Source organism: Kitasatospora sp. NPDC059088, assembly GCF_042738155.1.
Lineage (GTDB): Bacteria > Actinomycetota > Actinomycetes > Streptomycetales > Streptomycetaceae > Kitasatospora.
On record NZ_JBHYGR010000022.1, the window covers coordinates 43,032 to 54,868 of the forward strand.

Below are 11,837 nucleotides of genomic sequence, written 5' to 3' on the forward strand. Positions count from 1 at the left end.
CGCATGAGCACCCTCGACGAACTGGACGGCTGGCACCGGGAGTTGCGCAAGCAGTTCCCGATCATCACCGGCGCCCCCGAGCAGGCCTACCTGGACAGCGCGGCCACCGCCCAGAAGCCGCGGGCGGTGCTCGACGCCGTTCACCACTACCTGACCACCGCCAACGCCAACGCCGGGCGCGGCACCTACACCTGGGCCAACGCCACCACCACGCTGGTCGAACGCACCCGCACCCGGGTCGCCGCCTTCCTCGGCGACCCGGCACCCGGGCAGCCCTCCGGAGTGCACTTCGTCAGCGGCACCACCGAGGGCCTGCGCACGGTGGCCCGGGACTGGCTCCCCCGGCACCTGCGGGACGGCGACGAGATCATCGTGCCCTTCGCCGACCACCAGGCCAACGCCCTGCCCTGGCTGGAGGCGCAGCACCTGCTCGCCGACCGCGGCGTCCGCGTCCGGGTCCGCGAACTCCCGTACGACCCGGCCTCGCACGACTACGACCACCGGGCGCTGCCCGGACTCGTCACCGAGCGGACGGCCTTCGTCGCCGCCACCCACGTCCACCACGTGTACGGCGCCGACATGAACGTCCACCGGATCCGGGCCGCCGTCGGCCCCGAGGTACCGATCTGCCTGGACGCGGCGCAGAGCGTCGGCCACCTGCCGGTGGACGTCGGCCGCCTCGACGTCGACTTCGTGGTCTTCTCCGGCCACAAGGCACTCGCCCTGCCCGGCACCGGCGCCGTCTGGGCCCGCAACACCCGCGGCCCGGAGTTCCGCCCCGGCGGCTGGAGCGGCACCCCCAACACCTGCGGGATCGCCGGCCTGGAGGCCGCCCTGGACTGGCTCGACGCCGCCGGCACCGACCGCATCCGACGCTGGACCACCGCCCTGGCCACCCGCCTCACCGACGGCCTGAGCGGCTCCGACGCCTACCAGGTGCTCGGCTGCGGACAGAGCCTGGCCGCCGACTCCCCGGTGCAGCGCCGCGAGGCCATCGTCACCTTCCGACACCGCGCGATCCCCTCCAACGACCTCGGCTTCGTCCTCGCCAGCCACGGCCTGATGGTCCGCGCCGACGGCCACTGCCAGGCCCGCGCCGGCGAGACCGACACCTCGGTCCGGGTCAGCCTGCACGCCTACAACTCCCCCGAGGAGATCGACCGGCTGCTGGCCGCCCTGCCCGACGTCTAGGGCCCGCCTTCGGACTCCCGTCGTTCGCCCGGAGGGCGGGCGGGAGTCCGAAGACGGGCCCTGGCACCCGGGGGTGGTCAGCGACGCCAGCGGCGGTAGGCGTTCCACTCCTGGGTGAGCCAGGTGCCGTCGCCCAGGGGCAGCACGTAGTCGACCTCGGACATCGGGTACTCCAGGCGGCCGTGCAGGGCGCCGGTGGCGGGGTCGGCGAGCCAGTGGCTGTACTCGCGCCAGTCCTGCTCGCCGAAGAGGAGCACGGCGCCCTCGTCGTAGCGGTTGTGCAGGGTCACCAGCACGGTGGAGTCGTCCACGAAACCGGACAAGGAGGAGATGGACGGGTCGTTGTGGACCGAGCAGTCGCCGGTGCCGGGGGCCGGGAAGTCGCTCAGCCGGAGCGTGGCGGTGACCTCGTAGGAGGGCACGGCGTGCCAGCTGATGTCCCGGCCCCTCCGATCGACGGTCATGCAGCGGGTGTTGCCGGAGTCCGCGTCCAGGTAGTCGCGGTCCGCCGGGAGCCGGGGGACCGCGTCCTGCGGCAGCGGCTCGGCCAGGACGAGGGCGCCGGACTCCCGGCGGAGCCGGTGGCGGGTGGTCGGCCCGGAACCGCCCGAGACGTCCACCCCGATGACCTCGCCGTCGGCGTCCAGGAGCAGGTGGGCGTACCGCTCGTAGCCGCCGCACTCGAGCACGCTCCGGGCCAGCACCCGCCCCTCGGCGTCCAGGGTCAGGAAGAGGGTGGCGTCCGGCAGTCCGGAGGGCAGCCGCAGCCAGATCCGGAGCTCCCGGTCGGGACCGGTCACCGTGAACAGGACGTAGCCCCAGCGGTCCACCCGCCAGGTGCCGTACGGCTGCCGCCAGAGCTCCGTGCCGTCCTGGGCCGTCGCGACGTACCCGTCGCCGGTGCCGAAGACGGCGAAGGTGAGGTCGGGAGCCGTCCACACCGGCGCCCACCACTCGGGGCCCGGGGCCGGGAACTCGGCCTTCAGTTCGGCCTGCTCCCGCAGGTCGTAGAGGCGCAGCGAGGTGCCGTCGTGGACCTCCAGGCGGGGAACGGGGCCGGTCGGATCGACGGAGGAGCGGGAGTTGCTCCCGCTCGGGATCGGGTAGCTGGCCACCGGCGTGGGGGTGATCGTCATGTCGCCATCCTCTCCCGACGGGCCGACAGCACCTGGCGGGATCTTGACGACCTTCGGCGTTCACGCCACTCGTGGGGGTGGGCCCCGGGACCGGAGGATGGAGTCATCGCCGACCGGGGAACCCCGGAACGGCCCACCGAACCCCCGCCCCACCAGCAGGAACACGAGGTTTCCGATGTCCGCCAGCGCCGTCCTGACCGTGCCCGCCGCCACCCCGGCCGAGGCCGCCGCCCACTACGCCGCCCGGCTCGCCTTCGAGGCGGACGTCTCCGACGTCCACGCCGACCTGGCCTCCGGCGCACCCGGCGTGGTGGTGGTCGACACCCGCAGCGAGGTCGCCTGGAACCAGGGCCACATCCCCGGCGCCGTGCACATCCCCACCGCGCGGATCGCCGAGCTCGCACCGAAGTTGATCGACCCGGCCACCACGACCGTGGTCACCTACTGCTGGGGCCCCGGCTGCAACGGCGCCACCCGGGCGGCCCTGGCCTTCGCCCTCCTCGGCCACCCCGTCAAGGAGATGCTCGGCGGCTTCGAGTACTGGGTCCGCGAGGGCTTCGCGTACGACACCGCCACCGGCCCCGAGAGCCGCCCCGTCGACGACCTGACCGCCCCGCGCTCGGGCATCTCCTGCGCGTGCTGAGCGCCGACGCACGGCCGGGCGGCACGATCCGCCCGGCCACCCCGGCCGACCTGCCCGCGCTCGCCCGCCTGTGCGCCGACCACGCCGCCCACGAGCGCGCCGAGCCGGTGCCCGCGGACCTCGCCGCCCGGCTGGCGCCCGCACTGTTCGCCGCGCGGCCGAGGGCGTGGTGCCTGGTGGTCGACCACGGCGGCGAACTGACCGGCTACGCGAGCTTCTCCCGGGAGTTCTCCACCTGGCAGGCCGCCGACTACGTCCACCTGGACTGCCTGTTCGTCACCGAGGCCCACCGGGGCGGCGGGTGGGGCCGCGCCCTGCTCGACGCCGTACGGGACGCGGCCGCAGCACTGGGCGCCGCGCAGCTGCAGTGGCAGACACCCGCCTGGAACACCGACGCCATCCGCTTCTACCACCGGACGGGGGCCCTGAGCCGCCCCAAGGCCAGGTTCTCGCTCCCCACCCGCCCGACCGCTCAGCCGACCACCTCGTACGCGACGTAGTCCGGATGGGCCGCGCCGACCTGGCCCGAACGGCCAGACATGTACGGACAGGGGAACGGCGGCCCCGGCTACCCGGGCATCACGCCGTGGATGCGGGAGAGGGTGAACACGCGCTCGTCCTCGCGCAGGTGGCACCAGGCGTTCAGGTAGGGCGCGTCCAGGGCGAGGCGGCTGAGGGTGCGGACGGTCGTGTTGCCGGACGTGGCGACGTACTCGATCGTGACGGCCTGTCCGTGGTCGACGGCGTGGGCCAGTTGGCGGACGTCGGTGAAGGTCAGATGGCGCGCGTTCCGGGCGATGATCTCCTCGGTGTCGCCGGCGTAGGGGCGGCCGTCGTCCGGGGCGGGCTCCGCGCCGTCCTGCGGGGCGGCGCGGAGCCGGGCGGCGAGGGCGCGCAGGTCGGCGGGCTCGTCCTTGGTCGGGGTACGGGCGCCCGTGCGGGGCCTGCCGGGCCGACGCGGGGGCGGGGCCGGGCGCGCGGCGCGGGGGTGCGGGGGCCGTTCGATCCGGACGGTCCCGTCGGGGGTCTCGGCGACGGGGGCGTAGCCCGCGGCGCGCAGGGCCGCGAGGGTCTTGTCGGGCGGGGTCCGGCTGATCAGTACCGTCGGCGCGAGGTGCCGTAGGCCGAGCGGGGCGAGCTTGCGGTGGGCGGCGAGTTCGGCCAGGAGGGCGGGTTCCTGGCCGTGGATCACGCAGGCGGCGGCCGCGACGCGCACCCGGCCGTGGCTGCGCGCGGTGTCGTGGATCAGGTAGGAGAGCGGCTGGGGCAGCGGTTCGACGGCGACCGCCGCCAGGTCGGCGGTGAGGGCGTCGGGGGTGAGGCCCGCGTCGAGGGCCCGGCGGACGCTGCCCGGGCCGAACCGCCAGACGGAGGCCGCACCGGCGCTCTCCCGGTCCGCAGCGGAGTCCAGCAGTGCGTGGAGGTGCGCGGACGGGGTGCCGGCGACCACGGCGGTGAGGTCGCTGCCGAAGCGGGCGCTCGTGCTGGCGGCGGGCAGCAGCCGGTGGCAGGCGTCGACCAGCGCTTCGGCCTCGGCGTCGTCGCCGAGCGGGGCGGCCCCGAGCAGGGCGGCCCCGATCGGGGAGAGCGCCCCGAGGGCGAGGGCGCCGAGCAGTTCCGCCTCCCGGATCAGGGTGGCGAACGGCTCGGCGTCCTGCGGGAGTTCGTCGGCGAGCGGGCGCAGCCACCGGAGCAGTGCCCCCAGGTCCGCCGGTTTCGCCGCGCCTTCACCGGCCGGGAGCCGGGAGGCGGCGGTGAGCAGCCCGTGCCGGGCCTGGACGCAGCCCCCGCAGGGCGGCGCCCCGGCGAGCGCCGGCCGCGCCTTCCCGTCCTCGTCGCGGCTCCGGCCGGGGGTCAGGGGGAGCGACCACCAGGCCCGGAGCAGGACGGCGAGCCGCTCGGCCGGTTCCCGCCCCGCCCAGGTGTCGTAGGACGCGGTCGCGACGACCCGGTCGCCCTCCACGGCCAGGAGCCCGGCGGCGCTCGCCGCCTCCAGCACGAGGCGTAGCGGCAGTTCGCCGCACTGCGCGGCCCGGCCGATCCTGGCGAGCTCACGGGCGCCGATCCCGCCGGCCTTGAGCCGGACCGGCGGGGCGGCGGCGCACACGGCGAGGACGGACGTCGCGTCGGCGGCGAAGGCCATCGAGGCGGCCGCGGCCTCCCGTTCGACGTCCGTGGCGGTGGCGGGCGCCGTCGGCACGGCGGGCGGGAGGGGTGTGAACGGGGCGTGCCAGTCGGCACCGCGCAGGGCGAGGGCCACTTCGGCGGGCATGCGCGTGGGCCCGTAGTGGTAGCGGTCCCGGATCAGCAGTCCCCGCTCCACCGCCCACTGCTCGCCGGGTGCGGAGGCGGCAGGCGGCCCCCCGAACATGATGGCGCCCAGGTGCTCGGGAACCGTACGGGCCCGCCGTGCCAGGAGTTCCCGGGTGGCCTCCGGCGCCTTGGCCGCCAGCGCCGCGACCCGGGCAGGATCACTGTGGTGGTCGATCAGCGCCGCCAGCCGCCGCTCCTTCCTGTTGCCGTCCGGCTTGATCCCGGCCTTCGCCAGCATGCGGGCGAGATCGTCGGAGTTCGCGCCCGCGAGCAGGCGTGCGAGCGGTGCGTCGAGCCCCAGCGGCGCGCGCCACGCGCCCCCCAGTGGCGCCGCCATCCGCAACCGGCCGTCGCCGCCCGGCCACACCAGCGCGCGGTCCGCCAACTCCCCCAGGGCGGCGGCCAGTCCATGGGCACGTGCACCGCCCGTCGCGTCCAGGAGGCCTGCCAGCTCCTCCTGCGACGCGTTCCCCAGCGCGGCGAGGGCTTCCGCCGCCTGGAGGCACGGCAGCGTCAGCCGGGGCAGGGCCGAGGCCACCGACGCCGGGCGCTGCAGACGGTCCGCCAGTTCGCCGACCGAACGCGGTTCCGGGGGCGAGGCGGCGTCCGGGCGCGCTGCCAGGATCCGTTCCAGGGCCGCCGTGTCGAGGCCGCGCAGCCAGGCGACCAGCGCCGACCCGTTGTTCTTACCGATGGGACACCTCACCGCTCAGCAGGGCGGCCGTACTCGCCCGGGGGTACCAGGATGGCCCATCGGCAGCGGCGCGGTGCACCGCTCCCGGAATGCGACGTCCGGGACTCGACAGTCAAATGACTGATGCTGCGTGTGCGTCGGAGCGGGAAGCATCGGTGGCGGCGGTCGGAGGGTGCCCCACCCCCGGCCGTCGGTCCCCCGATGTTCTCTTCCAAGGAATTCCCATGAGCTCCCTTCGCGCCAAGTGGCGCATGGCCGCCGTCACCGCGACGACCGCCCTGGCCGTGCTGATGTTCTCCAACGCCCCCGCGTCCGCCGCCGTGTTCGGCGAGAGCAGCACCTGGGCCAGCGAGATCGAGGACAACGTCCCGGTCCGGGCGAACGGCTTCATGGGCGAGGCCCGGGCCGTCAACGGCGATCTCATCCAGGTGTGGCGCGGGTACGACAACCCCGGCATGTACCTCTCGCTCGACCACGGCCGGCCGGTCCGCCTCGCGGGGGCGACCAATGCCAGCCCGCAGGTGGTCTACATGGGCGGGGCCCAGTTCGTGCTGTTCCACACCGGCACCAACGGGTTCATCTTCTACTGCGTCCTGACCGTGAACCAGGCCAACAACGGCCAGCGGTACCTGAACTTCGGCAACTGGATCCAGGTCCCGAACGGCGCCCAGACGAACGACGGCCGCCCGGTGGCCATCGCCGCGCTGCCGCACAACAACATCTCGCTGGCGTTCCACGGCGCGAACAGCAACGAGATCTGGAGCATGATCTTCAACATCCCGAACAACCTCTGGGGCGACCCGGTGCGGGTCGCCGGCGCCACGAGCAACTCCTCCCCGGCGCTGGCGTTCAGCCCCGCCAACAACCTGCTGCTGATGGCCTACCGGGGGCTCGACAACCGGGTGAACGTCATCCGCACGTACTACCAGAACAACGGCTGGTACGGGCGGAGCATCCTGGACGGCGTGCAGACCGACTCGGAGCCGGCCATCGCCATGGCGGGCTCCGGCTGGGGGCAGGTCGCCGTCCGGCAGCAGGGCACGGGCGTGCTGTACCTGGAGGACGTCCAGGACACCGGCTCGCACGGCGACTGGACCCGCGAGGCCGTCGCCTTCGCCTCGGCGTACGGCCCGCGGCTCATCATGGACGCCTACCGCGCCTACCTGGTCGCCACCAACCTGAACGGGTACGTCATGTGGAAGCAGTCCCGCCAGTACTGAGCCCGTACTGAGCCCGAACCGGGCCCGACCGGCGACCTGACACTGCCCGGGGTGGGGCGGCCCTGAACACGGCCGCCCCACCCCGGGCTCCGGCGTCCGGTCAGGCGGGGTGCGGCGCCCAGGCGGCTTCGATCATCCCGAAGACCTCGTCCACCGTGGCCGCCGGGTCGGCCGCGTCGCGGGCCAGTGAGAAGGCGTCGATCACGAAGCGGGCGACGGCCCGGCAGGCGGTGGGGGTGCGGGTCTGCCCGGGCAGGGCGGTGACGGCCGCGGCGAGGGCCGCGGCGTGGCGCAGCCGCATCGACTCCTCGTAGGCGCGCAGGGCGGGCGAGGAGTCGATCAGGCGCCAGATCGTGGCGGCGCCGTCGGCGGTGCAGTGCCGCACCATGGCGTGGATCTCGCGGCGCAGGGCGGGGATCAGCGGGTCCTCGGGGGTCCGGTCGGTGACGGCCCGGACGAGGCGCTGTTCGAAGTCCTCGTCCTGCTCGAAGACCAGGGCCTCCTTGGCGGCGAAGTGGGAGAAGACCGTGGTGACGGCGACGTCGGCCTCGGCGGCCACCTCGCGGATGCCCACGGCGTCGTAGCCGCGCTCCAGGAAGAGCCGCAGGGCGGTGTCGGCGATCTTCCGGCGGGTCGCGGCCTTCTTGCGCTCGCGGCGGCCGGTCGGCTCGGTCGCGGCGCCGGCCCCGGTGGTCCCGGTCGCGGCGATGGTCCCGGTGGTCCCGGTCGGCTCGATGGTCCCGGTCGGCTCGGTCATGCCCGTGATGCTATCAGCCATGAAAACGGAACAGTTCCAAAACCCTAACCGTTAGTGCTACGGTCGGCCGCATGGAGACCATGAAGAAGGTGCGCTACACCGAGTTCGGCGGCCCGGAGGTCCTGCGCCTGGTGGACGCCGCGCGGCCCGAGGCGGGCCCCGGCCGCATTCGGATCGCCGTACGGGCGGCGGGCGTGAACCCCGTGGACTGGCGGCTCCGGGAGGGCCAGGTGCTGGGGGCCCATCCGCTCCGACTGCCCGCCGGGGTCGGGCTGGACGCCGCCGGGGTGGTGGACCAGGTCGGGGCGGGGGTCGAGGGGGTCGAGGTCGGCGACCACGTGTTCGGCGAAGGGGTCGACACCTACGCCGAGTTCGCGGTGCTGACCGCCTGGGCGAGGATGCCCGAGGGGCTGGGCTTCGAGGAGGCGGCGGGGTACCCCTCCGTGGTGGAGACCGCGCTGCGCATCCTCCGCGAGGTCGGTGTGCAACCGGGGCAGACGCTGCTGGTCAGCGGTGCGGCCGGGGGCGTCGGTTCGGCGGTGCTGCAGATCGCCCGCGACCGCGGCATCACGGTGATCGGCACGGCCGGCGCCGCGAACCAGGACTACCTGCGCGGCCTGGGTGCGCTGGCCACCACGTACGGCGAGGGCTGGATGGAGCGGGTGCGCGGGCTCGGCCGGGTCGACGCCGCCCTGGACCTCGCCGGCAACGGTGTGATCCGCGAACTCGTCGAACTGACCGGGGATCCGAGGCGGGTGGTGTCCATCGCCGACCTCGACGCGCCCGGGCTCGGGGTCCGGTTCTCCGGCACGGCCGGAAGCGTCCCGGCGGCGCTCGCCGAGGCCGCCGACCTGATCGCCCGGGGCCGGCTGCACATCCCCGTCGACACCTCGTACCCGCTGGCCTCGGCTGCGGCGGCGCACGCCGACAGCCGGGCCGGGCACACCCGCGGGCGCCGGGTCATCGTGGTGTGAGAGCGGGCTGACGCCCCGGACCGGACCGAGCAGTGCCGGTCCGGGGCCCCGCTCGGGCCGGGGCGGGTCAGCCGTCGTTCTCCGCGGAGGGGATGTAGGCGCCGGGGACGTCGTTCGGGGCGTGGATCGCGTCCTCGCCCGGGTACGGGGTCCGCCAGTTGTGCGTCTGGTACCAGGTCAGGTGGTTCATCTGGGCCGGGTTGGCCCGGTCCGGCGCCGCGTTCGGGCCGGTCAGCTGCTGCTTGGACTTCCAGTCCTCCCACTGGGCCGCGACCTGCCGCTCGGCCGCCGGCGGGGCGACGGTCACCGGCGCCGCCGCGCCCGCGTCCGGGGCCCCGGGTACGTCGACGCCGCAGGACGGCGGGGTCTTGAGGCCGTCGGTCAGCGAGGTGCGGTTGGGCACCGCGGTGAACGGGGTGAGGTCCGGCTTGTCGGTGAAGGCGGTGGTCATCGGGCTGGCCGCGCTGTCCTTCTGGTTCATCGGGTGGATCCCGAGGATCTGCTCGATGGTGCGGACCATGGTGATCTGCGAGTAGTAGCGACTGTCGACGGCGCCGTGCTGCGCCCAGGGGCTGATGATCTGGATCGGGGCGCGGTGGCCGTCGACGTGGTCGAGGCCGGCCTGGGAGTCGTCCTCGACCACGAAGATCGCGGTGTCCTTCCAGTACTCGCTGTGCGAGATCTCCTGGACGATCCTGCCGACCGCGAGGTCGTTGTCGGCGACCTGCGCGGCCGGACTGGCCGGACCGCCGGTGTGGTCGCTGGACAGCCACAGCATGTTGAGGGCCGCCGGACCGTTCTGCTCGAAGTCCTGCTTCCAGATCTGGTAGCGGTAGAGGTCCGGCACATCGGTGTCGAACTTCGGGAAGCCGGGCACCGACACGTCGTTGAGCGAGGGGATCGGCGAGGAGGAGTTGAGCGGGTAGGCGGTGTCGTCGCCCGTCGCGTCCATGTTCTTCGAGTCGCAGTACAGGTTCTGCCAGCTCGCGCCGTCGGGCTTGGTGAGGAACTGGTGGAACTCGCCGAAGTCGCGCACGTCCTGGCCGGCCGCCTGGGCACCGGTCCACAGGAAGCCCGAGCGCTGGTGGCCCAGGGCGTCGTCCTCGGTGTCGTAGCTGCGCTCGTACTCCCCGGCCGAGGACTCGGTGTACTCCGGATTGTCCGCCTGCATCAGCCAGTTGTGGCCCTCGGCGGAGTTGGTGCCGATGTCGTAGGTGTTGTCGTAGAGCCCGAACTGCTTGGCCAGCGCCTGCTGGTTGGGCGTGACGTTGGCACCGAACTGGGCCAGCTTCGGGTCGCCGTTGCCCTTGCCGATGTCGCCGAAGACCTGGTCGTAGGTCCGGTTCTCCTTGACGATCAGGAAGACGTGCTTGATCGTCGACGGGTCGCCGATCCGGGCCGGCACCGCGACGGGCTTCGCCTTGTGCCCGTCCGCCGTCCGGACGGCGCCCTTGGTCCAGCCGTTCTGCCGGAAGACCTGGTCCGTCCGGGAGCGGATCTCCTGGTCGGACGGCAGGGTGAACTGCGTCAGGCTGGAGGTGGTGTCGTGGGTGTTGTGGGCGCCGGTGGAGTTGGGGCGGCGCGCGTCGATGCCGCGGGTGTTGGAGACGACCACCTTGGAGCCGACGGTGGTGACCTCCGCCGGGAAGTAGTCGGTGGGCAGCAGGCCGACGTAGCTCACCGGCTCCTGGGCGCCCGCGAAGCGGTAGACGGCCACCGCGTCGGCCCGGCCGAGGGTGACCAGCAGGCGTCCGTCGTCGGTGAGCGTGATCGCGGTGGGCTCGTAGCCCACCGAGGCCTCCGGCCAGGGCTTGGTGGAGATCCGCTGCACCACCTTGCCCCGTGCCGCGTCGATCACGGACACCTGGTCGGAGGAGGTGTCCGCGACGAAGACCGTCCCGCCCTTGGCGTACACGGCCGTCGGGTGCAGGCCCACCTCGATGGACCCGACGGCGGCGGAGCGGTCCGCCAGGTCGATCACACTGACGGTGCCCGTGGTGGTGGCGCCGGTGTCCGGGTCGGCCGGCACCTGGGTGCCGTAGGAGTTCAGCGTGTCGTCGTCGCCGGTGGCGGCGCGGCCGCCCTCGTTGCTGACGTACAGCTTGTACCCGACCTGGACGATGCCGCGCGGTGCGTTGCCGGTCGTCCAGCTCTGCCCGAGCGCGCCGGTGGCCGCGTTGATCTCGACCACCCGGTTCTGGCCGTTGACGGCCGCGTACACCGTCGAGCCGTCGGCCGAGAACACCAGGCCCGAGGCCAGCGCGTGCTTGGTGCCGTCGGCCGGGATGGCGACCTTCACCGGGTTCGCCAGGGAGCCGTCCGCGTTCACGGTGAACCTGGTGTAGCCGTCGAGCTGGCCGAGCCAGAGCTGCTTGCCGTCTGGTGAGTAGACCGGGGCCTCCTGGCCGACCGAGCCGTCGGTCAGGTGCAGGTCGGCGGTCTTGGCCTTGCCGGCGCGCTGCTGCACCTTGCCGGTCCTGAGGTCGACCACGACCAGCGAGGCGTCGCCGTCGGCCAGCGAGGCGGCCAGATGGGTGCCGTCCGGGCTGACCCGGGAGCCCATCAGCTTGCCGTTGTCGATGACCAGGCGGTCGCCGTACGGGGCGATGTACTGGTCGCTGGAGATCACCTGGCCGTCGGCGGTGACCTGGCCGACCTGGTCGGTGCCGAACTGGTGGGTGGTGGCGAAAGCGGTGCCCGTGGCCACGGCCACCGCCGTGATGCACGCCGTGGCCAGGGTGGCCCGGCGGCCGACCTTGCGGCCGAGGAGCACCGGGTGCTCCTTCTGGACTCGTCGACGACGCGTTACCTGCATGGCGTCAGCCCTTCGTGGTGAGTGCGCTGCGTTGATTCCGGTGTCTTCGCTGCGGGTGGTGCTTGTGGTGCACGTGGTGCCGGTGATGCGAGTG

9 protein-coding genes are annotated in these 11,837 nt (G+C 73.7%); 5 read left to right on the forward strand and 4 right to left on the reverse strand.

What is annotated here, in order from left to right; all coding sequences use genetic code 11:
• Positions 1-3 precede the first annotated feature (3 nt).
• A complete protein-coding gene (locus ACFWXO_RS12830; protein WP_380523684.1) occupies positions 4-1,191 on the forward strand; it encodes an aminotransferase class V-fold PLP-dependent enzyme in 1,188 nt (395 codons plus the stop codon).
• Between the two features lie 77 nt (positions 1,192-1,268).
• Here the strand turns inward: ACFWXO_RS12830 and ACFWXO_RS12835 are convergent, their stop codons facing one another.
• Positions 1,269-2,327 carry a hypothetical protein gene (locus ACFWXO_RS12835; protein ID WP_380523686.1) on the reverse strand — a complete coding sequence of 353 codons (1,059 nt, stop codon included), beginning with the start codon at positions 2,325-2,327 and terminating at the stop codon, positions 1,269-1,271.
• Between the two features lie 175 nt (positions 2,328-2,502).
• Here ACFWXO_RS12835 and ACFWXO_RS12840 point away from each other — a divergent pair, with 175 nt between their 5' ends.
• Together ACFWXO_RS12840 and ACFWXO_RS12845 are read left to right on the forward strand one after the other, a co-directional pair.
• Positions 2,503-2,970, forward strand: a complete 468-nt coding sequence (locus tag ACFWXO_RS12840; RefSeq protein ID WP_380523688.1) for a rhodanese-like domain-containing protein — start codon at positions 2,503-2,505, stop codon at positions 2,968-2,970.
• Positions 2,964-3,470, forward strand: a complete 507-nt coding sequence (locus ACFWXO_RS12845; RefSeq protein WP_380523690.1) for a GNAT family N-acetyltransferase — start codon at positions 2,964-2,966, stop codon at positions 3,468-3,470. The genes ACFWXO_RS12840 and ACFWXO_RS12845 overlap by 7 nt, the downstream gene beginning before the upstream one ends.
• Before the next feature lie 68 nt (positions 3,471-3,538).
• On the opposite strand, the gene ACFWXO_RS12850 is transcribed toward ACFWXO_RS12845, so the two are convergent.
• The gene (locus ACFWXO_RS12850; protein WP_380523692.1) at positions 3,539-5,989 is read right to left on the reverse strand and encodes a helicase C-terminal domain-containing protein; all 2,451 of its coding nucleotides are present in this window, start codon (positions 5,987-5,989) and stop codon (positions 3,539-3,541) included.
• A gap of 212 nt (positions 5,990-6,201) precedes the next feature.
• Here ACFWXO_RS12850 and ACFWXO_RS12855 point away from each other — a divergent pair, with 212 nt between their 5' ends.
• On the forward strand, positions 6,202-7,197 hold the full coding sequence (locus tag ACFWXO_RS12855; protein WP_380523694.1) for a hypothetical protein: 996 nt from the start codon (positions 6,202-6,204) through the stop codon (positions 7,195-7,197).
• 100 nt (positions 7,198-7,297) lie between these two features.
• Here ACFWXO_RS12855 and ACFWXO_RS12860 read toward each other — a convergent pair whose 3' ends face one another.
• The gene (locus ACFWXO_RS12860; protein ID WP_380523696.1) at positions 7,298-7,954 is read right to left on the reverse strand and encodes a TetR/AcrR family transcriptional regulator; all 657 of its coding nucleotides are present in this window, start codon (positions 7,952-7,954) and stop codon (positions 7,298-7,300) included.
• A gap of 80 nt (positions 7,955-8,034) precedes the next feature.
• Between ACFWXO_RS12860 and ACFWXO_RS12865 the strand changes: the two genes are divergently transcribed.
• Complete coding sequence (locus ACFWXO_RS12865) at positions 8,035-8,928, forward strand: NADP-dependent oxidoreductase (RefSeq protein ID WP_380523763.1); 894 nt, start codon at positions 8,035-8,037, stop codon at positions 8,926-8,928.
• A gap of 67 nt (positions 8,929-8,995) precedes the next feature.
• On the opposite strand, the gene ACFWXO_RS12870 is transcribed toward ACFWXO_RS12865, so the two are convergent.
• On the reverse strand, positions 8,996-11,743 hold the full coding sequence (locus ACFWXO_RS12870) for an alkaline phosphatase family protein (RefSeq protein ID WP_380523698.1): 2,748 nt from the start codon (positions 11,741-11,743) through the stop codon (positions 8,996-8,998).
• Positions 11,744-11,837 lie beyond the last annotated feature (94 nt).